This window comes from Mycolicibacterium wolinskyi str. Jessa 2025 (assembly GCF_049241375.1).
Taxonomy (GTDB): domain Bacteria; phylum Actinomycetota; class Actinomycetes; order Mycobacteriales; family Mycobacteriaceae; genus Mycobacterium; species Mycobacterium wolinskyi.
Window position 1 is genome coordinate 2,500,237 of record NZ_CP185960.1, and the last position, 23,678, is coordinate 2,523,914.

The 23,678-nt window shown below is 66.6% G+C and carries 22 protein-coding genes and 1 pseudogene; 14 read left to right on the forward strand and 9 right to left on the reverse strand.

Annotated elements, in window-relative coordinates:
- Positions 1 to 32 precede the first annotated feature (32 nt).
- From ACOI2T_RS12420 to holA, 4 genes are all read left to right on the forward strand, one after another.
- The gene (locus ACOI2T_RS12420; protein ID WP_421876644.1) at positions 33 to 1,202 is read left to right on the forward strand and encodes a hypothetical protein; all 1,170 of its coding nucleotides are present in this window, start codon (positions 33 to 35) and stop codon (positions 1,200 to 1,202) included.
- Positions 1,203 to 1,312: 110 nt separating this feature from the next.
- The gene (locus ACOI2T_RS12425; RefSeq protein WP_409501439.1) at positions 1,313 to 2,116 is read left to right on the forward strand and encodes a ComEA family DNA-binding protein; all 804 of its coding nucleotides are present in this window, start codon (positions 1,313 to 1,315) and stop codon (positions 2,114 to 2,116) included.
- Positions 2,113 to 3,648 (forward strand): ComEC/Rec2 family competence protein, encoded by a 1,536-nt coding sequence (locus tag ACOI2T_RS12430; protein WP_409501440.1) that lies wholly within the window; start codon positions 2,113 to 2,115, stop codon positions 3,646 to 3,648. Before ACOI2T_RS12425 ends, ACOI2T_RS12430 begins: the two co-directional genes overlap by 4 nt.
- A gap of 38 nt (positions 3,649 to 3,686) precedes the next feature.
- Positions 3,687 to 4,649: a DNA polymerase III subunit delta gene (gene holA, locus ACOI2T_RS12435; RefSeq protein WP_409501441.1), complete on the forward strand. Its 963-nt coding sequence runs from the start codon at positions 3,687 to 3,689 to the stop codon at positions 4,647 to 4,649.
- Positions 4,650 to 4,706: 57 nt separating this feature from the next.
- On the opposite strand, the gene rpsT is transcribed toward holA, so the two are convergent.
- Positions 4,707 to 4,967: a 30S ribosomal protein S20 gene (gene rpsT, locus ACOI2T_RS12440; RefSeq protein WP_067847077.1), complete on the reverse strand. Its 261-nt coding sequence runs from the start codon at positions 4,965 to 4,967 to the stop codon at positions 4,707 to 4,709.
- Positions 4,968 to 5,338: 371 nt separating this feature from the next.
- Here rpsT and ACOI2T_RS12445 point away from each other — a divergent pair, with 371 nt between their 5' ends.
- The 3 genes from ACOI2T_RS12445 to ACOI2T_RS12455 are packed head-to-tail and all read left to right on the forward strand — an operon-like array spanning position 5,339 to position 8,668.
- On the forward strand, positions 5,339 to 6,841 hold the full coding sequence (locus tag ACOI2T_RS12445; RefSeq protein ID WP_234817086.1) for a circularly permuted type 2 ATP-grasp protein: 1,503 nt from the start codon (positions 5,339 to 5,341) through the stop codon (positions 6,839 to 6,841).
- Between the two features lie 9 nt (positions 6,842 to 6,850).
- The gene (locus tag ACOI2T_RS12450; protein ID WP_085148648.1) at positions 6,851 to 7,828 is read left to right on the forward strand and encodes an alpha-E domain-containing protein; all 978 of its coding nucleotides are present in this window, start codon (positions 6,851 to 6,853) and stop codon (positions 7,826 to 7,828) included.
- Positions 7,829 to 8,668 (forward strand): transglutaminase family protein, encoded by an 840-nt coding sequence (locus ACOI2T_RS12455; protein WP_409501442.1) that lies wholly within the window; start codon positions 7,829 to 7,831, stop codon positions 8,666 to 8,668.
- Here the strand turns inward: ACOI2T_RS12455 and ACOI2T_RS12460 are convergent.
- Both ACOI2T_RS12460 and ACOI2T_RS12465 read right to left on the reverse strand, forming a co-directional pair.
- Positions 8,652 to 9,512, reverse strand: a complete 861-nt coding sequence (locus ACOI2T_RS12460; protein WP_409501443.1) for a ribonuclease Z — start codon at positions 9,510 to 9,512, stop codon at positions 8,652 to 8,654. The two genes, ACOI2T_RS12455 and ACOI2T_RS12460, sit on opposite strands and share 17 nt — an antisense overlap.
- 63 nt (positions 9,513 to 9,575) lie before the next feature.
- Positions 9,576 to 10,598 carry an aldo/keto reductase gene (locus ACOI2T_RS12465; protein ID WP_421876649.1) on the reverse strand — a complete coding sequence of 341 codons (1,023 nt, stop codon included), beginning with the start codon at positions 10,596 to 10,598 and terminating at the stop codon, positions 9,576 to 9,578.
- A gap of 155 nt (positions 10,599 to 10,753) precedes the next feature.
- Between ACOI2T_RS12465 and ACOI2T_RS12470 the strand changes: the two genes are divergently transcribed.
- Positions 10,754 to 11,185 (forward strand): CBS domain-containing protein, encoded by a 432-nt coding sequence (locus ACOI2T_RS12470; RefSeq protein WP_409501445.1) that lies wholly within the window; start codon positions 10,754 to 10,756, stop codon positions 11,183 to 11,185.
- An 80-nt stretch (positions 11,186 to 11,265) separates the two neighbouring features.
- Here ACOI2T_RS12470 and ACOI2T_RS12475 read toward each other — a convergent pair.
- From ACOI2T_RS12475 to ACOI2T_RS12490, 4 genes and pseudogenes are all read right to left on the reverse strand, one after another.
- A pseudogene (locus tag ACOI2T_RS12475) lies at positions 11,266 to 12,659 on the reverse strand (NtaA/DmoA family FMN-dependent monooxygenase).
- Between the two features lie 25 nt (positions 12,660 to 12,684).
- Entirely contained in the window at positions 12,685 to 13,590 is a 906-nt protein-coding gene (locus ACOI2T_RS12480) for a MetQ/NlpA family ABC transporter substrate-binding protein (RefSeq protein ID WP_409501447.1), read from the reverse strand.
- 26 nt (positions 13,591 to 13,616) lie between these two features.
- Positions 13,617 to 14,312: a methionine ABC transporter permease gene (locus tag ACOI2T_RS12485; protein ID WP_409501448.1), complete on the reverse strand. Its 696-nt coding sequence runs from the start codon at positions 14,310 to 14,312 to the stop codon at positions 13,617 to 13,619.
- The gene (locus ACOI2T_RS12490) at positions 14,309 to 15,310 is read right to left on the reverse strand and encodes a methionine ABC transporter ATP-binding protein (protein ID WP_409501449.1); all 1,002 of its coding nucleotides are present in this window, start codon (positions 15,308 to 15,310) and stop codon (positions 14,309 to 14,311) included. Before ACOI2T_RS12490 ends, ACOI2T_RS12485 begins: the two co-directional genes overlap by 4 nt.
- A gap of 473 nt (positions 15,311 to 15,783) precedes the next feature.
- On the opposite strand from ACOI2T_RS12490, the gene ACOI2T_RS12495 reads away from it, so the two are divergent.
- A complete protein-coding gene (locus tag ACOI2T_RS12495; RefSeq protein ID WP_409501450.1) occupies positions 15,784 to 16,392 on the forward strand; it encodes a GNAT family N-acetyltransferase in 609 nt (202 codons plus the stop codon).
- A gap of 1 nt (position 16,393) precedes the next feature.
- Here the strand turns inward: ACOI2T_RS12495 and ACOI2T_RS12500 are convergent, their stop codons facing one another.
- Together ACOI2T_RS12500 and ACOI2T_RS12505 are read right to left on the reverse strand one after the other, a co-directional pair.
- Positions 16,394 to 16,642: a DUF6480 family protein gene (locus ACOI2T_RS12500; RefSeq protein ID WP_409501451.1), complete on the reverse strand. Its 249-nt coding sequence runs from the start codon at positions 16,640 to 16,642 to the stop codon at positions 16,394 to 16,396.
- A 44-nt stretch (positions 16,643 to 16,686) separates the two neighbouring features.
- Positions 16,687 to 17,289: a type II toxin-antitoxin system PemK/MazF family toxin gene (locus ACOI2T_RS12505; protein WP_067847057.1), complete on the reverse strand. Its 603-nt coding sequence runs from the start codon at positions 17,287 to 17,289 to the stop codon at positions 16,687 to 16,689.
- Between the two features lie 80 nt (positions 17,290 to 17,369).
- Between ACOI2T_RS12505 and lepA the strand changes: the two genes are divergently transcribed.
- From lepA to ACOI2T_RS12530, 5 genes are all read left to right on the forward strand, one after another.
- Positions 17,370 to 19,244: a translation elongation factor 4 gene (lepA, locus tag ACOI2T_RS12510; protein ID WP_067847052.1), complete on the forward strand. Its 1,875-nt coding sequence runs from the start codon at positions 17,370 to 17,372 to the stop codon at positions 19,242 to 19,244.
- A gap of 85 nt (positions 19,245 to 19,329) precedes the next feature.
- Complete coding sequence (locus ACOI2T_RS12515) at positions 19,330 to 20,094, forward strand: sensor domain-containing protein (RefSeq protein WP_409501452.1); 765 nt, start codon at positions 19,330 to 19,332, stop codon at positions 20,092 to 20,094.
- A 63-nt stretch (positions 20,095 to 20,157) separates the two neighbouring features.
- Entirely contained in the window at positions 20,158 to 20,868 is a 711-nt protein-coding gene (locus ACOI2T_RS12520) for a sensor domain-containing protein (RefSeq protein WP_234817055.1), read from the forward strand.
- 70 nt (positions 20,869 to 20,938) lie between these two features.
- Positions 20,939 to 22,243 (forward strand): NtaA/DmoA family FMN-dependent monooxygenase, encoded by a 1,305-nt coding sequence (locus ACOI2T_RS12525; RefSeq protein WP_409501453.1) that lies wholly within the window; start codon positions 20,939 to 20,941, stop codon positions 22,241 to 22,243.
- On the forward strand, positions 22,240 to 23,622 hold the full coding sequence (locus ACOI2T_RS12530) for an LLM class flavin-dependent oxidoreductase (protein WP_409501454.1): 1,383 nt from the start codon (positions 22,240 to 22,242) through the stop codon (positions 23,620 to 23,622). Before ACOI2T_RS12525 ends, ACOI2T_RS12530 begins: the two co-directional genes overlap by 4 nt.
- Positions 23,623 to 23,678: the final 56 nt, after the last annotated feature.

Sequence of the window (23,678 nt, forward strand, 5' to 3'; positions counted from 1 at the left end):
CAGTGTCCGGAACACAACTCTTGGGGGCAGACGTGTATGCGCGCATCCAGTCCACCGTCCTGACGACCGTCGCGGCCGCCGGTGCAGCAGCGCTTGTCGCCGCACCGGTGACGGCGCCGGCCCAACTGCACGCGCCACGCGTGGTCAACGCCCAGGTCCAGCTCACCGCGTCACCGCCCCTCGGCGCGATCCCACTGGCGTTCCTGCGCAACCAGGTGCTGTACTGCAGCGTGATCTGCCCGTTCGTCGTGCAGGGGGCGATCACCGTTCCGCTGGCGGCGGTGCAGACACCGGCGACATTCCTCGACGCGCTGGCGGCGACGGGCTCACTGCCGCGGGCGGTCGGCACGGCGGCGGCGTCGGTGACCGGTGCCGCCAATGACGCCGCCGAGGGCATCATTCTCAACGACGTCAACCGTGTTGTCCCGAAGGCCTTCAACACCCTGGAGATCGCGGTCGTTCAGTTGATGCGGGTGGGTTCGGCGGTGCTCACGCCCGCCGAATTACCCGACGCCGTCAACACTGCCCGCGAAACGGTGCTGGCGGCGCTCAATCAGCCGCTGCCGGGGCCCGGCGTGCCGGTGCCGACCGAGACCGGAGCCGAGACGTTGCCCGAGGTGGTTGCCGTCGAGGCCATCAAAGTCACTGCCGCCGTGGCGTTTCAGGCTGGAGAGTTGCTGCTGCTCGGTGTCGTCCAGACCGTCGATGCCGGTGCGCAGGAGTTCGCCCGCTCGGGTGACCCGCTCGCCGCGGTCAGCGCCGCGGCCGCGCAGGCCACCGAGGTGGTCGACGTGGCATCGGACATCGTGTCGGATTCGGTCGACACCGCTGTGACGAACATCCGTGGCGCGCTTGACAATCCGTTCCGCACGGCGAGGCCTGCGCCGGAGACGTCGAGGGCCGAGGTGCAGCCGGCCACGGCGAGTTCGGCCGAAGTGCCCCCGCCGGCCAAGAGGGTTCATCGCGAGGTCGGCCGCGCGGCCACCCGGGCTTCCGCAACCGCCGAGCCATCAAGGGCATCCGACGACACCAAGACGGCCGATCGGCCGGTGCGCAAGCTGGTCCGTGACGTGAGCCGCACAGTCAGATCGGTCACGGATTCGCTGGCCGATGCACCGCGGAAATCTTTGCAGCACAACAAGTCGGAGGATTCCAAGGAGAATCGGCCGACCCGCGATCGCTCCGACAAGCGCGCCGGGTAGCCGAACTCGCGACGGTCAGGTTATCCACAGATCGGTTTTCATCCACAACCAGGCACGTGAGCCGGTCCGCACGACCGGAATCGTGGGCATCCGCAGATACCGTCGCGGGCATGGGAACCGAATTGCCCGTGCAGCGGCTGCATCGCCGGCTCGGTGCGCCCGACGATCGCGAAGACACCCCCGCGGGCGAACCTGAAGTTCCGGACACCACGCTGTCGCGGTGGCTGCCTGACACCACCAACACCGAATCCCGCGGCTGGCTGGCCTCCGTACGCGCCGACCCCGGGCGCACCGGCGTGTTGGCACTCGTCGGAGTCGGCGTGCTCGCGGTGCTCGTCACGGTCTTCACCCTGATCCGCGACCGGCCGCCGCCCGTCACGGCCGCGAACCTTCCACCGGTGCAGATGGTTTCGTCAGCCAGCCCGACACCGGCTACTGCCGCACCGGACGGTCCGATGGTGGTGAGCGTCGTCGGCCTCGTACACAAACCCGGTTTGGTGACGCTCGACTCCGGCGCCCGGATCGCCGATGCGCTCACCGCGGCGGGAGGTCCGCTCGACGGTGCCGACCTGATCGGGTTGAACATGGCGCGCCGGGTGGCCGACGGTGAACAGATCGTCGTGGGCATCGCCGCACCGCCCGGGGAGCCGACGACGATGGGCAGTTCGATCGCGGGGGAGGCGTCGACCCCGCCGGCCGCGGCCCCGGCGGATGATCCGGCGGGGCCGGTCGATCTCAACACTGCGACGGTCGAGCAACTCGACGCGCTGCCCGGAATCGGACCGGTGACCGCCGAGGCGATCGTGGCCTGGCGCGCCGCCAACGGCCGGTTCGCCAGCATCGACCAGCTCGGCGATGTCGACGGTATCGGCCCGGCCCGGCTCGAGAAGCTGCGCGCGCTGGTCCGCGTGTGACATCGCCGCCGCCGACTGCGACTGACGGCGAGGACCTGGATCTGCGTCTGGTTCCCGCGGCGCTGACCGCGTGGCTCGTGACAGCGGCCGGAATCCTCTGGTACGTCGCAGGATCCGTCATCGCACTCGTGGCAGCGACGCTTCTCACCGCTGCCGCGGCGAGAGTCGGCGGGGCAGTGCGCGCCGGCACCACCGCGGCCTTGGCGGTGGCGATTGTCGGCGTGGGTTTCGCCGCGGCGATCGGCATGCGGGTGTATCAGGTCCGCCACCATCCGGTCGTCGACCGGTACGGCACCACCACCGAAGTGACGGTCACACCGAGCGAGACGCCGCGGGTCGTCAAGGGCGGTCGCCTGATGTTCCGCGGTGAGCTCTCGGCGCTCGGACCCCACGAGTCGTCGGGCCGTGTCCTCGTATTCGCACCGGTCGCCGGTTACTCCGACGCCGCCCCCGGCAGGTCGGCTCGTTTCCGCGCGGCGATCGCACGGCCCGGCCGCCTCGATCTCACGGTGGCCGTGGTCTCGGCGACCGGTCAGCCGTCGATCGGTGATGCCTCGGCGGTGCAACGCGGCGCGCAGCACATCCGCTCGGATTTCGCCGACGCGGCCCGTGCCGCACTGCCTGCCGACCAGGCCGCGATGCTGCCCGCCCTGGTGCTGGGCGACACCGCGACCGTCAGTGCGCAGACCACCGCGCAGTTCCGGGCGGCCGGTCTGACACATCTGACAGCGGTCTCGGGCGCCAACGTCACGATCGTGTGCGGTGCGCTGCTGCTGACGGCGTCTCTGGTGGGTCCACGGTTGGCCGTGGTGTTGGCCGCTCTCGGCCTTGTCGGCTTCGTCGTCGTCGTGCAACCGTCGGCCAGCGTGTTGCGCGCCGCGGTGATGGGCGCGGTCACGCTGCTGGCTGTCCTGACTCACCGGCGGCGTCGGGCCATACCGGCGTTGGCGGCCAGCGTGCTGGTGCTGATGATCGGGGCACCCGAACTCGCGGTCGATGCCGGATTCGCGTTGTCGGTGTGTGCGACGGCGGGCATCGTCGTCATTGCACCGGTGTGGTCGCAGCGGCTGGAGGCGCGGGGCTGGCCGCGTCCGCTGGCGGCGGCCGTCAGTGTCGCGGTGGTTGCCCAACTGCTGACCGCCCCGCTCGTGGCGGGTATATCGGGAACGTTCAGCGTGGTCGCGGTGGCAGCGAATCTGGCAGTGGCCGCGGTCATTCCGCCCATCACCGTGCTGGGGACCGCGGCGGCGGCTATGGCGGCGGTGTGGCCGGCGGGCGCCCAACTGCTGATCCGCTTCACCGGACCCGAGTTGTGGTGGCTGCTTTCGGTCGCGCGGTGGGCGTCTTCGGTGCCCGGCTCGACGGTGCCGACGCCGTCAGGGGTCGCGGGCGTGGTGTCGGTGGCCGCGGGCGGTATCGCGCTGTCGGTGCTCTGGCGGCTGGGCTGGGCACGACGGTGGATGGGCCGGAGCCTGGCCGTGCTGGCATTCGGTCTGCTGGCGTGGACGCTCGTCGGCGCACTCCAAACCTGATTGTCAGCGGTGTCGGGCCGGCGTGAAACGATCATGGCGTGAGCCAACAGACCGATGGGCTGCACCTGGTGCTGGGTGATGAGGAACTGCTGGTCGAGCGTGCGGTGGCAGAGGTGCTGCGTGACACCCGTAAACAGGCGGGATCCGATGACGTGCCGGTGGACCGCCTGCGCGCCGGCGATGTCAGCACCAGCGAACTCGCCGAGCTGCTCAGCCCATCGTTGTTCGCCGAACAACGGCTGGTGGTCCTGGAGTCCGCGGCGGAGGCGGGCAAGGATGCGGTTTCGCTGATCGCCTCGGCGGCCGCCGATCTCCCACCGGGGACGGTGCTGGTTGTGATCCACTCCGGCGGCGGCCGAGCGAAGGCTCTGGCGGACCAGCTGAAAAAGCTTGGCGCGCAGGTGCATCCGTGCGCGCGCATCGTCAAGCCGGCTGAGCGCGCGGATTTCGTGCGGGGCGAGTTCCGCAGGCTGCGCACCAAGGTGTCCGATGACACCGTCTCCGCGGTGCTGGACGCGGTCGGGTCGAACATCCGGGAGTTGGCCGCGGTGTGTTCACAGCTCGTGGCCGACACCGACGGGCAGGTCGACGCGGCCGCGGTGCGCCGCTATCACAGCGGCAAGGCGGAGGTGAAGGGCTTCGACATCGCCGACAAGGCGGTGCTCGGCGATGTGTCCGGGGCGGCCGAGTCGCTGCGGTGGGCGATGCTCGCCGGCGAGCCGCACGTCGTGTTGGCCGACGCGCTCGCGGAGGCCGTACACACGATCGCGCGGGTTGGGCCGCTGTCCGGTGACCCGTACCGGCTGGCCGGGGAACTGGGGATGCCGCCGTGGCGCGTGCAGAAGGCGCAGAAGCAGGCCCGCCGGTGGTCGCGGGATTCGGTGGCCGAAGCGATGCGCGTGGTTGCCGCGCTCAATGCAGACGTAAAGGGCGCAGCGGCAGATGCCGACTACGCCCTTGAGGCAGCGGTACGCCGGGTGGCGGAACTCGCCTCCCGGTGAACCGGGGAAGCAGCCACCCGGTGAACCGGGAAACAGCCTGGAAGTGAGAAGTGAAGATCAGAGCTTGTTGAGGGCGAGCGCCAGCGCCGACTTCTTGTTGGCGGCCTGGTTGGCGTGGATGACGCCCTTGCTGGCGGCCTTGTCGAGCTTGCGGCTGGTCGACACCAGCAACTCGGCAGCCTTCTCCTTGTCGCCGGCCTCGACGGCCTCGCGGAATCCGCGCACGGACGTACGCAGCGACGACTTCACCGACTGGTTGCGCAGCCGACGACGCTCGTTGGTGCGGATGCGCTTTTCCTGCGACTTGATGTTGGCCACGAAGAAGTTCCTTCTAATTCTCTAGCTGGGGTTACCGAAGTCTGTGTGTGCCCACCGTTCCGCGGGCAGCGACTGTTCAGGGTACCAGTGCCACGCCGGAACTCCCAAAGCGCCGACCGCTGAACCCCGGGCTTTCCACCCCGTTCTACCACCCCAACCCACCCGTTGGCCTGGCGAAACGGGCTGTGTCGTTGAACCGGCGAAAAGCCCGCAGGTGGGGCAGCATGTTGGGGATGAGCCTTCGAACCGTCGCTTCCGAGAGGTCGGCTGACTCCGCCCGGTCGCGCAGCACCCCGCCGCCGCGCGTCAAACATCGGGGCGTCTTCGACGGCTACAACCGCTTGGGGCGGTACTCCGAGGCGTTCGACGAGATGTTCGATGCGGCCGGCAACGTGCGCGGACCGTACAAGGGCATCTTCGCCGAGCTTGCTCCGTCGGACGCCTCGGAGTTGCAGGCCCGCTCGGAGGCGTTGGGCCGGGCCTTCATCGACCAGGGCATCACGTTCTCGCTGTCGGGTCAGGAGCGGCCGTTCCCGCTGGATCTCGTGCCGCGGGTGATCTCGGCGGCCGAGTGGTCGCGGCTGGAGCGCGGCATCACCCAGCGCGTCAAGGCGCTGGAGATGTACCTCGACGACATCTACGGCGAGCAGGAGATCCTGCGTGACGGGGTCATCCCGCGCCGCCTGGTCACCTCCTGTGAGCACTTCCATCGTGAGGCCGCGGGCATCGTTCCGCCCAACGGCGTGCGGATCCACGTCGCAGGCATCGACCTGATCCGTGACGCCAAGGGTGACTTCCGGGTGCTCGAGGACAATCTGCGTTCACCGTCGGGCGTGTCCTATGTGATGGAGAACCGGCGGACCATGGCGCGGGTCTTCCCGAACCTGTTCGCGACCCATCGCGTGCGAGCGGTCGGCGACTACTCGTCACACCTGCTGCGGGCCCTCCGTAACGCGGCGCCCACCAACGTCGCCGATCCCACCGTCGTGGTGCTGACACCGGGCGTCTACAACTCGGCGTACTTCGAGCACTCGCTGCTGGCCCGTCAGATGGGTGTCGAGCTGGTCGAGGGGCGCGACCTGTTCTGCCGTGACAACGCGGTCTACATGCGCACGACCGAAGGCGAGCGCCAGGTCGACGTGATCTACCGGCGCATCGACGACGCGTTCCTGGACCCGATGCAGTTCCGGCCGGATTCGGTGCTCGGCGTCGCGGGCCTGCTCAACGCGGCCCGGGCCGGCAATGTGGTGATCTCCAGCGCGGTGGGCAACGGTGTCGGCGACGACAAGCTCGTCTACACCTATGTGCCGACCATCATCGAGTACTACCTCGGTGAGAAGCCGGTGTTGGCCAATGTCGACACGTACCGGTGCTGGCTCGACGACGAACGCGAGGAAGTGCTCGACCGGATCGACGAGTTGGTCATCAAACCCGTCGAAGGCTCGGGCGGCTACGGCATCGTGTTCGGGCCGGATGCGTCGGCCAAAGAGCTGACGGCCATCGCCAAGAAGATCCGCAGCGATCCGCGCCGATGGATCGCCCAGCCGGTCATGCAGCTCTCGACCGTCCCGACCCAGATCGACAGCAAGCTGGCCCCACGTCACGTCGACCTGCGGCCGTTCGCGGTTAACGACGGCAACGACGTCTGGGTGCTGCCCGGCGGCCTCACCCGCGTGGCGCTGCCGGAGGGTTCGCTGGTGGTCAACTCCAGCCAGGGCGGCGGATCCAAGGACACGTGGGTGCTGGCATCGCGGACATCGGTGGCCGACCGCGAGCTCGCCGCCGCGGAGGTGGTCCGGGCGTTGCCCAAGTCGGCCAAAGGGCCCAAAGCCGACGGCATACCCGACGGCTCGTCGTCCCAACAGCAGCAGTAGGGGGCACAGATGCTGGCACGCAACGCCGAATCGCTGTACTGGATCGGACGCTACGTGGAGCGAGCGGATGACACCGCACGCATTCTCGACGTCACGATCCACCAGCTGCTGGAGGATTCGAGTGTCGATCCCGACCAGGCGTCACGGACGCTGCTGCGGGTGCTCGGCATCGATCCGCCCAAGGATCGTCTCGATGTCTGGTCGCTCACCGACATCGTCGCGTTCAGTCGCGACACCTACGGCGGCGCCTCGATCGTCGACGCGATCTCGGCGGCCAGAGAGAACGCGCGAGGTGCCCGCGAGGTCACCTCGACCGAGATCTGGGAGTGCCTCAACACGACCTACAACGCCCTCGCCGAACGGGAACGTGCCGCCAAACGCCTTGGGCCGCATGAGTTTCTGTCCTATGTCGAGGGCCGGGCGGCGATGTTCGCCGGACTGGCGGACTCGACGCTGAGCCGCGACGACGGCTACCGATTCATGCTCCTGGGCCGGGCGATCGAACGCGTCGACATGACGGTGCGGCTGCTGTTGTCCCGGGTCGGGGACAGCGGCTCGTCGCCCGCCTGGGTGACGCTGCTGCGCTCGGCAGGTGCGCACGACACCTACCTGCGCACGTACCGCGGCGTGCTCGACGCCGGACGGGTCGTCGAGTTCATGATGCTGGACCGGCTGTTCCCGCGGTCGATCTTCTTCTCGCTGCGGCTGGCCGAGATCAGTCTCGACGAACTGCTCAACCGGCCCCACAACCGGCTCGGTGCGACCGCCGAAGCGCAGCGGCTGCTGGGCCGGGCCCGCAGTGAGTTGGAGTTCATGCAACCGGGGGTGCTGCTGGAGTCCCTCGAAACCCGGTTGGCCGGTCTGCAGAAGACCTGCCGCGAGGTCGGAGATGCGTTGGCGCTGCAGTATTTCCATTCGGCGCCGTGGGTGGCCTGGACCGATGCCGGGCACGGTGAGGCGCTGGTGATCGAAGAAGGGGAGCTCTAGATGTGGCGCATGCGGGTCGTGCACTCAACCGGCTACGCCTACCGCTCGCCGGTCACCGCATCCTTCAACGAGGCACGCCTGACCCCGCGGTCGGATTCCCGGCAGAACGTGATCCTCAACCGCGTGGAGACCGTGCCCGCCACCAGGTCCTACCGCTATGTGGATTACTGGGGCACCGCAGTGACGGCGTTCGATCTGCACGCACCGCACACCGAACTGGAGGTGACCTCGGCATCGGTGGTCGAGACCGAGGTCGGTGAGAAGCCTGACGAGTTGGTGAGCTGGGACGATCTTCGGTCCGAAGCCGTCTTCGACCGGTTCGACGAGGTGCTCAGCCCGACCCACTACACGCCGCGCAGCAAGCGCATTCAGCGTGTCGGTGAGCGCATCGCGAAGGAACACGACCCGTACGACGCGGTGATCGCCGTGGCGCAGTGGGTGCGCAGTGAACTCGACTACGTGCCGGGCACCACGGGCGTCCACTCGTCGGGTCTGGACGCATTGCGCGAAGGCAAGGGCGTCTGCCAGGATTTCGCGCACCTGACGTTGATCATGTTGCGGTCCATGGGTATTCCGGCTCGCTATGTGTCGGGTTATCTGCACCCCAAGCGCAAGGCCGCGCTGGGCGACACCATCGACGGCCAGAGCCATGCATGGGTCCAGGCGTGGACGGGTGGCTGGTGGAATTACGACCCGACCAACGATGCCGAGATCAACGAGCAGTACATCAGCGTGGGCGTGGGCCGCGACTACGCGGATGTGGCCCCGCTCAAGGGAATCTACTCCGGCGAGGGCTCGACGGATCTCGACGTGGTCGTCGAGATCACCCGGCTGGCTTGACGCACACGCCCGGATGCACCTCGACGCGGTGCAGATCGTCGCCGAGTTCGATCTGCCGGTCGAATTCGGTGGCGGCCAGCGCGCGCCATTGTTCTTCTGCGCCGGGCGCGATGGCGGGCACGTAATGGGTGAGGACGAGGATCCCGACGCCTGCCCTGGCCGCGGTGGCCGCCGCCTCCTGCACTGACGAGTGGTAGTCGCAGATGTCGCGAATCCGTTGCTGCGGAAGGGTTTCGATGAGATCTTTGCGGATCGCGGTGTGCACGAGGGCGCCCGCACCGCCGGCGAGCCGGTCCAGGCTCTCGCACGGCACCGTGTCGCCGGCCAACACCACCGATGCGCCGCCGTGCTCGATGCGGAACCCGATGGTCGGGGCCACGGGTCGGTGATCGGTCGGTGCGACGCGAATGTGAACGCCGTGGTGATCCCACACCGGCCCGTCGGTGTGTTCGTGAACCTCGACCGGCGGCGGACCGGTGAGGTCGGCGTGGTGGGCGATGCGGTAGCCGATATCGAATCCGAACGCCTTCAGCGTCGCCGCCACCACCTCAGCGGTCCCCGGTGGACCGATGATCGGCAGCGGCGGCGCGTCAGGGGTGAATGTGGTGACCCACCGCGTGATGATCACGTCTCCGAGATCGGCGATGTGGTCGCTGTGCAGATGGGTGAGCAGCAGCGCGGTCACCCGATTGGCACCCGAGCCCGCCGCCGCCAGGCGCTGCTGGACGCCGCGGCCGCAGTCGACGAGGAAGGTCTGGTCACCGGTGCGCACCAGGGTGGCCGGCCCGGCCCGATCCGGATCGGGGATGGGGCTGCCGGTGCCGAGGAGCGTGACCTCGATCATGGCGTCATTCCTACCGGTTCTCGGACCGGGACACGCTGAAAACCGCGGCGCGAAGTCCGGTCGTTATTCGCGTCCGGCCGACACCCAGTTGAGGTCGGTGTAGCGGTCACCGGATACGGCCGCCCCGGCCTCGTCCAACGTGGTCAGCTGTTCGGGTGTCAGCGTCACCGAAAGCGAGCCCAGGTTCTCCTCGACCCGCGCGGCGCGTCTGGTGCCCGGGATCGGCGCCGAGGCGATTCCCAGCGCCTCGGCGCGATAGCGCAGCCACGCCAGTGCGACCTGAGCCGGTGTCGCCCCGACCGACTCGGCGATCGACCGGATGGCGTCGACGACCGCAAGGTTGGCGTCCAGCGAACCCTCGGCGAACCGGGGCATGGTCTTGCGGAAGTCGTTGGGGGATGCCAGGTCGGCGGCTGACCGCAGCGTCCCGGTGAGAAACCCGCGACCCAGCGGGGAGTACGGCACGAATCCCACGCCGAGCTCGGCGGCCGTCGGCACGACGTTGCGCTCGACATCGCGGCTCCAGATGGACCATTCGCTCTGCACTGCCGCGATCGGGTGCACCTTGACGGCTGCACGCAGCTCGTCGGCGGTCACTTCGGACAGGCCCAGGTGCCGCACCTTGCCCGCGGTGACCAGCTCGGCCATCGCGCCGACGGTCTCCTCGATCGGCACTCTCACGTCACGGCGGTGCATGTAGTAGAGGTCGACGACGTCGGTCTGTAGCCGCTGCAGGCTCTCGTCGATGCTGCGCCGCACGTACTCGGCGTCTCCACGGACGGTGGGCCGTCCGGCGGCCCGGTCGGCCGGATTGCCCTCGATCCCGAACTTGGTCGCCAGAGTGACCTCGTCACGCCGGTCGGCCAGCAGCTTTGCGATCAGCTTCTCGTTTTCCCCGCCGCCGTAGATGTTCGCGGTGTCGATGAAGGTCACGCCCAGATCCAGGCAGCGGTTCAACGTCGCCAGCGACTCGGCGTCGTCCACCTCGCCGTACACTGGGGTCAGTGCCATCGCGCCGAAACCTATTGCGCTGACAGTCAATTCGTCGCCGAGCTGGGTGGTGGGTACCGAATGTGCAGTGCTCATGTGCCGTTCCCTCGTTCGTCGGTCGCAGGGGTTCGCGACGGTGCAGCCCTTCGGTGCCTCGATTTATTCCGACGCGACGACGTGAGGAAAGCCCTTTCGCAGCGCCTCTCGCCGACCTAGCCTGGTGTGAGGTGCATCACGATCGGAGGCGGGCGATGCGAATCGCAGATGTGCTGAAGAACAAGGGCGCGGCGGTGGCCACGATTTCGCCGGAGACCACGGTGACCGAGCTGTTGGCGGGCCTGGCCGAGATGAACATCGGTGCCATGGTGGTCATCGGGCCGGGCGGGCTGATCGGCATCGTGTCGGAGCGCGACGTCGTGCGCAAACTCCACGAGCGGGGCAGCAGCCTGCTGGCGCAGCCGGTGTCGGAGATCATGACGACTGTCGTGGCGACGTGCACACCGCGTGACACCGTCGACCATCTCAGCGTGCTGATGACCGAGAACCGCGTCCGGCACATCCCGGTCCTCGACAACGGCAGACTCGCAGGCATCGTCAGCATCGGCGACATCGTCAAGACCCGTATGGAGGAGCTCGAAGCCGAACAGCAACAGCTGCAGGCCTACATCACCCAGGGGCGCTGACCGCTCGGTTCGGCGGCGCCGAGACTACGGTTGTTGACGGATTTCGGCTGAATTTCGTCAACAACCGCAGTTTCGTGCGCTCAGCTCACCCCTACGTTGTTCAGCAAGTCGTTGTCGCCGAAGGCGCCACGATATGCCGCGGCCGGGTGCCGATCGGGCAGCCGGTCGCCCCGGCCCAACAGCTTGTGGCGAAGCGTGCCGGACTTGTCCGTGGAAATCAGACCCCTTTCCCGCAGCGTAGGAAATAGCCGATCCGCAGTCTCCTGAAAGGAGCCTGGAACGGTGGCGTGGTACACGTTGATGCCGTCCACACCGGCCTCGCGCCATTCCTCCAGGTAGTCCGCGATCTCGTCGGCGGTGCCGACTACGCGGTTGGCGCCCTCGAGCACCCAGGCCATGTCGCGGATGGTCGGACGATCGTTCCCGGAGACCTCCGACGCCCATCGGATGAAACTCTTGATGCCCGTGAACTCGCCGAGGTCGGCGATCGGTGTGTCGAGGGGCAGGCCGCCCGCGTCGATCCCGGCATCGCCCAGAGCGTGCAGCGCTATGCCCTCCAGGTCGAGGTATCGCTTGAGTTCGTCGTTGCGCCTTACCGCCTCGGCGTGGGTGTCGCCGATCACGAACGACAGACCCTGCGCGAATGTGATGTCGCGTGGATCGCGCCCATTCTCGGCTGCGAGCGCACGGGTTTCGGACGTCAGTGCGTGTGCAGCTTCGGGGTTCGGGCTGCTGATGTACACACCTTCGGCATTGCGGGCCGAGAACAGCTGGCCGGCAGGTGATGAGCGGCCTGGAACAGTACCGGGGTCCGTTGGGGTGACGGTGACGAGAAGTGCGGGCCTTCGACGTTGTACCGCTTGCCGACGTGGTTGATCTTGTGGATCTTCGCCGGATCGGAGTGCACTCCCCGGTCCTTGTCCTGCACCAGTGCGCCCTCGTCCCACGAGCCTTCCCACAGCTTGTAGGTCACGTCGACGTACTCGTAGGCCCACTCGTAGCGCTCGTCGTGGGCGAGCGTGCCCTCGTGGCCGAAACTGCGAAACATGTTCTCGTTGAAGCTCGTCACGATGTTCCAGCCCAATCGGCCGTCGGTGTAGTGGTCGAGCGAGGACATGCGGCGGGCGAAGTTGAAGGGGTGGTCTTGAACGATCGAACTGGTGAAGACGATGCCGAGGTTGTCGGTGGCGGCGGCGAGCGCCGAGGCAAGGACGGATGGGTCGTTGACCGGAATCTGGATTCCGGCCTCGACGGACTTGCGCCAGTTGCCGTTCCAGGTCTGGCGCAGCCCGAAGACGTCGGCGAAGAACAGCAGATCGTATCCGGATTCGTCCACCGTCGTCGCCAGCGAGGTCCAATGCCGAAGTGAGTTGAACTGGTGGTTCCGCGCTTCGGGCGCCCGCCAAAGGCCGTGCAGCACATGGGATGCGGTGTTCATGACGAACGCCGAGAAGTACAGCGGTCGTTTGTTCATGAAGATCCTCCTGACGTAGCTGCGATCACTGGTCTATGGGGCCGAGCGTGTCGCGAATGAGCTTGTTGTCGGTGGTCTCGAGGTATTCGGCGATCTTCGGGTCCTTGAACGTCTCGATCAACTTTTGGACATTCGGGTCGTCGAGGTGTTTGTTGCTGACCACGAGCCCGCCTTCGCTGCCCTTGGGTGCCGGGTGACGGGCCAGGATCTGGTCCTCGGTCAGGCCTGCGGAATACACGTCCGAGATATGGACGACGATGGCGTCGACGTCGGCGAGGCTACGTGCGAGTTGGCCGATCGGAACCTGTACGAACTGGTAGTTCTTCGGATTCGACGCGATGTCACCCAGCTGTGGCAGCCCTGCGACCGTTTCCTTGCCCGGCTTGAGCGTGATCTGGCCCGCCTCGGCCAGGTCGAGCAGGGCGATCGCCTGCCCCGCAGGATCATCCCGCAGCGCGATCTTGGCCCCGCTGGGTAGCTGCTCCCAGCTTCGGTATTTGTCCGAGTAGGTTGCCTGGTCCCATGTGAATGTCGGTGCGGCGAGTGTCAATTCGAAGCCATTTGCGGCAATGGCGTCGTTGAGGAACGGTTGGTGCTCGAAGAAATTGCCCGCCACGTTGCCGGCATCAACCGCCCGGTTGATTTCTATGAGGTTGTCGATCTGGACCGGCTTGATGGTGATGCCGTGGTCCGGCGCGACGTTCTCGGCGACGTAGGACAGCAGATTCTCGGCGGCAATATCGGTGCTCCACGTCGCAACTTCAAGCGTGGTGCCGAACGGCTTGTCCTGATTGGAGTAGTTCGCGAACACGATGCCACCCACGACGACGATCACCACGCCCGCGGCAGCCGCGATCCACGGCCACAGTTTCTTCTTCTTGATCTCGATATCGGTTTCGTCGTCGGTGGGTGAGGTGGTTTGTTCGGTCACGTTATTTCCTTTGTGTTGAAAGCGGTTCAGCGGGTGAGGGCTTTGACGACGCGGTCCCCGGCGAATTGGACGATCTGGATGGTGATGATCAGCGAGATCGCCGTCGCGATCATGATGTTGTCGTCGAACCTGTTGTAGCCGTATGTAATTGCCAGGTTTCCGACGCCTCCGGCGCCGATCGACCCTGCGATTGCGGAATACTCGATCATCGCGATGGTGTTCACGGTCAGGGCGCCCGCGAGCGCAGGCAGCGCTTCGGACAGCTGGACGCTCCGGATGACCTGCAATGTGGTGCCGCCGGAGGCCTGGCCCATGTCGGTGACATCGGATCGGACTTCACGCAGGGCGTTCTGCACGAGGCGCGCAAAGAAGGGGATGCCGGCCGTCGTCATCGGCACGATCGCCGCCGGGATTCCGATCGTGGTGCCGACGATGAATCGGGTCACCGGGATGATGGCCGCCATCAGAATGAGGAACGGCAGCGACCGGCCCACATTCACGATCGTGTTCAACACCACGAATACTCGCTTATTTGGGTAAAGCCCGAGATCGGAGGTGTTGTGCAACGTGATTCCGAGTGGGATGCCGATGAGCACCACGAGCACCATGGTGATGCCGACCATCAGCCAGGTTTCGCCATAGGCCGGCAGGAGCAGGTGCGGGACCTGGTGCCAAGGCGTGCTGAAGTCCTCCTGCGCGGCATACGTGACTGAGGAGGTCACGCCGCAACCTCTCCCGTCTCGGCGCCGGTGGCCCGGACATGCAGTCCGCGCTCCTTTAGATAGGTCGCAAAGCCCGCCGGAGTGGACGGCGAGATCGCCAGTACCGCCCGGCCTACGGCCACACCGCGAATCGACTCGACGCTGGCGGACAGCACGTTGATATGCGAGCCTGCGATGCCGGGAGCAGCCTGGACCGCGGTCAGCCAGTCGAGTGGTACCTCACGAGATGCGTAGGACACCTCCCAGATGTCCCCCGGCTCACGTAGCGGCACGCTCGGTCGGTCGGGCAGCAGTTCTCGGGCGAGTGCCGAGTGCGGGTCGAGAATGATGTCGGTGACCGTGCCGCTCTCGATGATCCGTCCGCCATCGAGGCGCGCTACCGAATCGGCGATCTCGCGAACAACTTCCATCTCGTGCGTGATCAGGATGATCGACAATCCGAACTCGTCGCGAAGATGGCTGAGCAGCGCCAGGATCGCCTTCGTCGTGGTGGGATCGAGACCTGCGGTGGCTTCGTCGGACAACAGCACCGACGGGCGCAGCGCGAGCGCGCGGGCGATGCCGACGCGCTGCTTCTGACCACCGGAGAGCTGGGCCGGAAAGTAACCGCTTCGGTCGGACAATCCGACGCGGTAGAGCAAGTCGGTGACGCGCTTGTCGATCGAGCTGTCGGTGGCTCGCAGGTATTCCAATGGCAACGCGACGTTTTGGGCGACAGTGCGGCGACGCAGCAGCGGGGCGCTCTGAAAGATCACGCCGATGTTTCGGCGTGCCGCGATCAGTTCGTCACCGTCGAGCCGACTGAAGTCCTTGCCGTCGACGCGAACAGCGCCGCTGCTCGGACGTTCCAGGAAGCTCACGCAGCGCGACAACGTGCTCTTGCCCGCTCCACTGGGCCCTACGACAGCGAGGATCTCACCACTTCCCACGGACAACGAAATGTCGTCGAGGACGGTACGGTCTCCGAATCGCTTGGTCAGGTTCTCGATCTCGATCACGGGAGCTCTCCGGGTTGACGAATCATGAGTGCACACGGCGCTGCGCACACTCGGACCAACACTTCGGGAGCTTCAGGTGACTTCCAAAGATCGTCTACGCGAGCAGCTCTGGGTGATGGTCAGACAGCCGCCGAAAGTACCGAGGCCGCGACGAGCCGTACAGACTACGAATCGTTCTGATCGGAAGTAACTCTGGTTATGTTCACGCGCGGAGCGCGCGCGGCCGTATTAGAGCCCGGATTCTCGATACCACCGAAAAAATCTGAATCACAGCAGATTTCGGCACCTGCTGAGGTTCGTTCGATCGCCAGTCGCGGTACCGGGTGGGGCGCCGGTACGCGCGGGTCGGCGTCAGCGAGTTCATCTCATCGGGATGTCCCGGGTCCGACGGGACACGTCGTGCCGGCGCCGGGTGCTTGCACCGGTAGCGGCGCCCGCTGCCGTCGGGTGAGCAAGTGTGCGATTGTGGTCGGGTGGCCGCCGTAGATGTCCGCCCCGCACGCAAACCCGATGTCAAGCAGCTCGGTGCCGTCCTGGGCCGCGCGTTTTACGACGATCCGGTGATGAAGTGGGTGTTGGCCGACGACGCGCGGCGGGCCAAAGGCCTGCCGAAGTTGTTCGCCACGATCACGCGCCATCACTTCCTGACCCGTGGGGCTCCCGAGGTGGCGAGCCGAGACGGGGTCATCGGCGCGGCGGCGCTCTGGGACGGCCCGGGTCAATGGAAGCAGACGCAAGTCGAAGAGCTGCGAATGCTGCCCGCCCTGTTCCTGGCCTTCGGGCGCGGCATGGGGCGCGGGCAGCAGGTCGTCGAACTCATGAAGGAGCACCACCCCGAGGAGCCGCACTGGTATCTGGCGGTGATCGGCAGCGATCCCACGGTGCGCGGCGGCGGTTTCGGGCATGCGCTGATGCAGTCGCGGTTGGATCGGGTGGACGCCGAGCACGCCCCGGCCTATCTCGAGTCGAGCAATCCCGACAATGTGCCGTACTACATGCGGTTCGGTTTCGAGGTCACGGGCGAGATCCAATTGCCTGATGGCGGCCCCATCATGACGCCGATGTGGCGGCAGCCGCGGTGAGTCAGTCGAACACCCCGGTCATGTTGAGGATGAGCAGCACGCCGGCGGCGATGAAGAACGCCAGCAGAACCGCGAGCCCGATGATGGCCGCGACGGATGCGGGAGTGACCTTGTTCTTGGGGCGTGGCTCGGGTTCGCCGAGGCCCGAGGTCTGACCGGAATCCGGCGGGGTGGCCCCGGGCGTGACGCCACCCCCGGGTTCCAGGTCGGGAGTGCTGGCCGGATCGGGATCGGGCGGTTGCGCGGTCATTGGCATTGGATGCCCGCTCCCGCCGAATTAATACCCCCGAGCCGTCAACTCCAGGAGTATTCCGTGCGCAGGCGCGCGGCGACCACCTCGAAGCGGTCACGGTCGAGGATGGCGCCTTCGCGGCGGATACCTTCTTCTGGCACGTCGAGCACGCGGTCCAGCCGGACCCAGCTCTGCCTGCCGTCGTAGTCCCACGTGCCGGTACCGATGCCGACCCAGTCGGGGTCGTCGCGGTGGTAGTCCTGGCTGGAGAGCATGAGCCCGAGCAGGGTGCGCTGGTCACGGCCCACCACGAGCACCGGGCGATCCTTGCCCTTCGTCGGATCGTCTTCGTAGACCACCCAGGTCCAGACGATCTCGCCGGGATCGGCGCGGCCATCGAGGTCGGGGGAGTAGACGAGTTTTCGGGCCCGATGCGCGGTGGGAACACTGTGCTTGGACACCGGGCGGCCCGCGGTGATGGCGGGAGCTTTGTCGCCGGGCCCGCCGGCCAAGACCTCCAGCCCCAGCTTGATGCCCTGCTGGATGCCCTGTTGCACGGTCCGCGGCACGTTCTCGGGCCGTTGCAGTTGGCGGACGAGCTTGGGCGCCTCGTTGAATACGAGGTTCTCCGCGAATTTCTGGAACGTCTTCCACTGCGACGCCATGTGACGAGCATAGGTCAGGCCCACGACACCGCGATTGTGTCGCAACGGTCGTTGCTCGATACCCTGGAGGCGCACACGACGTGCCCGAGACCCACGCTCACCAGGAGATTCCCATCAGCAGCTTCGCCGACAAGACGTTCACTGCGCCGGCGCAGATTCGGAACTTCTGCATCATCGCCCACATCGACCACGGCAAGTCGACGCTGGCGGACCGGATGCTGCAGCTCACCGGCGTCGTCGACGACCGGTCGATGCGGGCACAGTACCTCGACCGGATGGACATCGAGCGTGAGCGCGGCATCACCATCAAGGCGCAGAATGTGCGGCTTCCGTGGAAAGTCGGTGACGACGAGTTCGTGTTGCACCTGATCGACACGCCCGGCCACGTCGACTTCACGTATGAGGTGTCGCGGGCCTTGGAGGCGTGCGAGGGCGCGGTGCTGCTGGTCGACGCCGCGCAGGGCATCGAGGCGCAGACGCTGGCCAACCTGTACCTGGCGCTCGACCGCGATCTCACGATCATCCCGGTGCTCAACAAGATCGACCTGCCCGCGGCGGATCCGGAGCGGTATGCCGGCGAGCTCGCGCACATCATCGGCTGTGAGCCGTCGGACGTGCTCCGAGTCTCCGGCAAAACCGGTGTCGGCGTGGCCGAGCTGCTCGACGAGGTGGTCCGGCAGGTGCCCGCCCCGACGGGCGATGCCGATGCCCCCGCGCGGGCGATGATCTTCGACTCGGTCTACGACATCTACCGCGGTGTCGTGACGTACGTGCGGGTCGTCGACGGCAAGATCACCCCGCGCGAACGCATCGCGATGATGTCCACCGGGGCCACCCACGAACTGCTCGAGGTGGGCATCGTCTCACCCGAGCCGAAGGCCAGTGACGGTCTCGGCGTCGGCGAGGTGGGCTACCTCATCACCGGTGTGAAGGACGTCCGGCAGTCCAAGGTGGGTGACACCGTGACGACGGCCCGCAAGGGCGCGACGGAGGCACTGACCGGTTACCGCGAGCCCAAGCCGATGGTGTATTCGGGTCTGTATCCGGTGGACGGGTCGGACTATCCGGACCTGCGCGACGCGCTGGACAAGTTGCAGCTCAACGACGCCGCGCTGACCTACGAGCCCGAGACCTCGGTGGCGCTGGGCTTCGGCTTCCGGTGCGGCTTCCTCGGGCTGCTGCACATGGAGATCACCCGCGAACGTCTGGAACGCGAGTTCAACCTCGATCTGATCTCCACCTCGCCCAACGTGGTCTACCGGGTGATCAAAGACGATGGTTCCGAAATCGTCGTGACGAACCCGTCGGACTGGCCCGAAGGCAAGGTTCGCGAGGTCTACGAGCCGGTGGTCAAGACGACGGTGATCGCGCCGAGCGAGTTCATCGGCACCATCATGGAGCTCTGTCAGTCGCGGCGCGGCGAGCTCGGCGGCATGGACTACCTGTCGCCGGAGCGGGTCGAGCTGCGCTACACCATGCCGTTGGGCGAGATCATCTTCGACTTCTTCGACTCGCTGAAATCCCGCACGCGCGGCTACGCCAGTCTCGACTACGAGGAAGCCGGCGAGCAGGCCGCCGATCTCGTCAAGGTCGACATCCTGCTGCAGGGTGAGGCAGTCGACGCGTTCAGCGCCATCGTGCACAAGGATTCGGCGTCGGCCTACGGCAACAAGATGACGACCAAGCTCAAAGAGCTCATCCCACGCCAGCAGTTCGAGGTGCCGGTGCAGGCCGCCATCGGTTCGAAAATCATTGCGCGGGAGAACATCAGGGCCATTCGCAAGGACGTGCTCTCGAAGTGCTACGGCGGTGACATCACCCGCAAGCGCAAGCTGCTGGAGAAGCAGAAAGAGGGCAAGAAGCGGATGAAGACCATCGGCCGGGTCGACGTCCCCCAGGAGGCGTTCGTCGCCGCCCTGTCCACCGATGCGGCAGGTGACAAGCCCAAGAAGTAACCGGGGCGGTGCGGTTGGCGCGTTTGCTGGCAGTCAGCGCGTAGTAGGGTCAGACGACGGTGTCTGACGTTGGGGGTGACTGCTGATGACCGCGATCGGCAAACTCGGGTTGCTGATGGCGACCCTGGTCCTCGCGACCGGTTGCACCCGGATGGTCGACGGTGCCGTGGAGCCGGCCGCGGACCTGGCGCCGAAGCCGCTCACCGGGCAGAACGTGGTCCAGGCGCTTCCCGAGATCGATGAGCTCACCGAAATCCTCGAGCAGCAGCTCAAGGAGGACACCTACGTGGCCCCCCGCTCGGGCGGCCTTGACGATCTGCCCGACGGGCTGGCCACGGAAAGCGATGCGTCGCCGCACGATTGTGTCGGCGCGGTGACCCCGATGCAGCGCAGCACATACGAATCCGCCGCCGTCACCGATATCGCCGGCGAACAATGGGAAGGCGACGAGCCCGGCGGTGCGGTGCTCGCGGCCGAGGCCGGCGTCGTGGCGCTCGACAGCGTCGCCAGCGCCAATGAGCTCTTCGACACCTTCGCCGAGCAGTGGCAGGACTGCGAGGGCACGACCGTGACGATCGTCAAGGAGCAGGTGCGCGGCGGCTACTTCACCGACACGGTTTCCGATGTGCGGGTTGAGGACTCGGTCGTGGCCGCGACCGTCGACTTCGGTCATACCGTCGATGGCTCGTCGAGCCCCGTCGCGCGGGCACTCGGGGTGCGGGCGAATTGCCTTGTCGAGGTCGACGTCGCGTTCTTCAGCAATCCGTCGAGCCGAAAGGGCGGCGACGTGGAAACCAGCGCGATCGAGATCGCGCGGTTGATGATGGACAAGATCAGCGAACTCAGTTGACCGCCGACGCCTATTCGCTCGAGTAGTCCCGCGAAGATTCGCTCGGTCAGCGACAATGAGCACGTGGCCTTCACGACGGGCATGACCCGGCTGTGCGCGACAGGTGTCGCGGTGATCCTTTCGGGACTGCTGTCGGGATGCGTCAACACGGTGACGGGTTCGGCGATGCGCGACCCGGACGCGCCGCCTTTCGAGACGACGCTGACGGAATCGGACCTCGACCAGCTGCTGGTCCCGGTCGAACAACTCAACGACATCGTCGGATCGTTCGACCTCGAGGTGACCCTGGAACTCGATGAGCTCAACGACAACTCCGAAGCGGTATCGGACCCCGAGTGTCTGGCGGCCGCGTTCGGCGCGCAGGAACTCGTGTACGGCGACACCGGATGGACCGCGCTTCGCGACCAGATCGTGCGGGAACCGGGCGAGGACAACGCACATTGGATCGAGCAGGCCGTGGTGCTGTACCCGTCGTCTCAAGAAGCGCGGGACTTCTTCGACACCTCGCAGGCCACCTGGGACAACTGCGTCGGTTCGATCGTCACCTACAACCAGGACAACCAGCCGTTGGAATGGGCGGTCAGCGAAGTCACGGCCGAGGAGACCACCATCAGCCAGATGTCGACGCCCGAGGGCGCTCCCAGCGGCGGCTGCCATCACGCGTTGTCCGTGGCATCCAATGTCGTTGTCGAGACGTGGGCGTGCGGCGACGACATCGTCGACCAGGCGAGCGAGATCGCCGGGGAGATCGTGGCGAACATCGAGAAGATCTAGCTGTCGCGCGATTTCGTCGCGGTGAGCGCAACCCTCGGCGGCGGGGCGGTGACGCCGTAACGTCGCCGGAGTGCCAAGAGAGCTACATCTGCTGGCCTTCGGTAATACCCGGTCAGCCGGTCCGTGGCGCCATCCCGACGTCGACAACAGCACCGCAGGAGTGCGGCGCCGCCTGTTCGAACACGCCCGAACCGCCGAGGCCGGCACGTTCGACGCGTTGTTCTTCGCCGACGGGTTGAACTACGGGCCACCCGCGACATGGGCGTACAAGACCACCGAGGATTTCGAGCCGCTCACCACAACCGCCGCGTTGTCGTCGGTGACCGAGAGCATCGGTCTGGTGGTCACCGGTTCTGCGACGCTCGCGCACCCCTATCACCTTGCTCGCCAGCTCCTTTCACTGGATCACCTGAGTGGCGGCCGGGCCGGCTGGAATCTGGTGACCAGTTTCGCGCGTGCCGCCGCCGACAACTTCAGCGCCGACGGGGTACGCGCTCACGATGAGCGCTATCTCATAGCCGGGGAGGCGCTCGAAGTCGTCCGGAAACTGTGGGACGGCTGGGGTGAGGACACGATCGTCGAAGACCGTGCCGCGGGGATCTTCAACGATGTCAACAGTATTCGCCCCGCCGACCATCACGGCCGTTACTTCGACGTGGCCGGCCCGATCGGCGCGGCACGGTCACCGCAGGGGCGGCCGGTGCTCTTCCAGGCCGGATCCTCGGACACCGGACGAACGTTCGCCGCCACGCACGCCGAAGTGATCTTCACCAGTCACGGCAACCGGGGTCGGGCCGAGGAGTTCTACCGGCAGATCCATCAGGAGTCCCGTCGGCTCGGACGGTCCAAGCCGCCGTTGATCACACCGTCGCTGCGCTACGTTGTCGGCTCGACCGACGAGGAGGCCCGGCGCGCCGAACGCGAGGAGTTCGAGTACTTCAGTCCCGAGTACCAGGCCGGCTGGCTGCTCGAAGTCGACGTCGATGTCACGGGTGCGGACCTGGACGGCCCCGTCCCGGCTTCGGCGTTCCCCGATCACACCGAGACCCACCAGACTGCTCTGGCCGGTTACCGCCACCTCGCGAGTGACGGCAACCCCAGTGTGCGGGAGTTCTTGTACCGCACCGTGAACGGATGGGGCGCCGCCGTGGTCGGCACCCCGGAGCGCATCGCCGACGAGATCGAGGAGTGGTTCACCGCGGGCGCCGCCGACGGCTTCGTCCTGCGAGACACAGGATTGCCGGGGCAGAGCGCGTTGTTCGTCGAACAGGTGGTCCCAGTACTGCGCAAGCGTGGCCTGTTCCGCCATGAATACACCGGTACCACGCTGAGATCGCATCTCGGGCTGGACGTTCCGCAGAGGCCCGAGCGGTGACCGCACCGTTCGTGCTCTCGGCGTTCACGATGTCGACGGTGTCACACGGCAACTTCGGGCTCTGGCGTCACCCGGACGACCGCACTGCCGAGTACACCGACATCCGGTACTGGGTGGAGCTCGCGAAGCTGCTCGACGACGGTGGGTTCGACCTGCTGTTCATCGCCGATGCGGTCGGCCAGCTCGACGTGTTCGGCGGTGACGCGAGCGCGGCGCTCGCCCGGGCCGTGCAGACGCCCGTCACCGATCCGCTGCTGGCGGTGTCGGCGATGGCGGCTGCCACACAACGGCTCGGGTTCGGCATCACGGTGTCGACCACGTACGAAAGCCCCTATTTGTTGGCGCGCAAGTTCAGCACGCTCGACCATCTGACGGGCGGCAGGATCGGCTGGAACATCGTCACGTCGCTGCTCGACAGCGCGGCGCGCAACATCATCGGGCGTGACCGCCAGATTCCGCACGACGAGCGGTATGCGATCGCCCAGGAGTTCGTCGAGGTCACCTTCAAACTGTGGGAAGGATCGTGGGAACCCGGCGCCGTGCTGCGCGACCGGGAAGGCGGTGTGTACACCGATCCGACGAAGGTTCACGACATCGGCCACGACGGGCGCTACTTCACCGTCCCCGGAGCCCACCTCGTCGAACCGTCCCCGCAACGCACCCCGGTGCTGTTCCAGGCGGGCACGTCGCCGGCCGGTCGCGAATTCGCCTCCCGCAACGCCGAACTGGTCTTCGCCAGCGATCCCCGCCCCGACGTGCTGCGGGGCAATATCGATGACGTCCGTCGTCGCGCGGCCGGGCACGGCCGCGATCCGGGCTCGCTGAAGTTCATCACCTCGGTCGAGATCGTCACCGACAGCACCGATTCGGCTGCGCAGGCCAAGGCCGAGGACCTCGCCAAGTTCCACGACCTGGAGGGCGGCCTGGTGTTGCTCTCCGCGCTGAGTGGAGTTGACTGGTCGACATACGGCGTGGACCGCCCGATCGAGCAGTTCGACACCGATGCCAGCCGCTCGATACTCGCCGCGGTCACGGATTCCGATGTTCGGCAGCGTCTTACGCTTCGCGATTACGTCGGTAATCTGGGCGGTTTCGGGGGAGAGCTGTTCGTCGGATCCGCCGCGACCGTCGCGGATCAGCTGGAAGCCTATGCCGCGCGGACCGGCGTCGACGGTTTCAACATCGCCTACCACGTCACTCCCGGCAGCTTCACCGATGTGGCCACCTACCTCATTCCAGAACTGCGCAAGCGTGGTCGCGCGCGCGAAGCGGGTGAACCCACGACGCTGCGCCAGCGACTGTTCGGGGGCGACACCGGGTTGTTGGGTGACGCGCACCCCGCTGCGGCATTCCGCAGGAATACCGTTACCTCTCAATAGAATCCCGCCGATTCGATAGCTGACGCGACGAATCCGATTGCGGCAGTGTGACAACA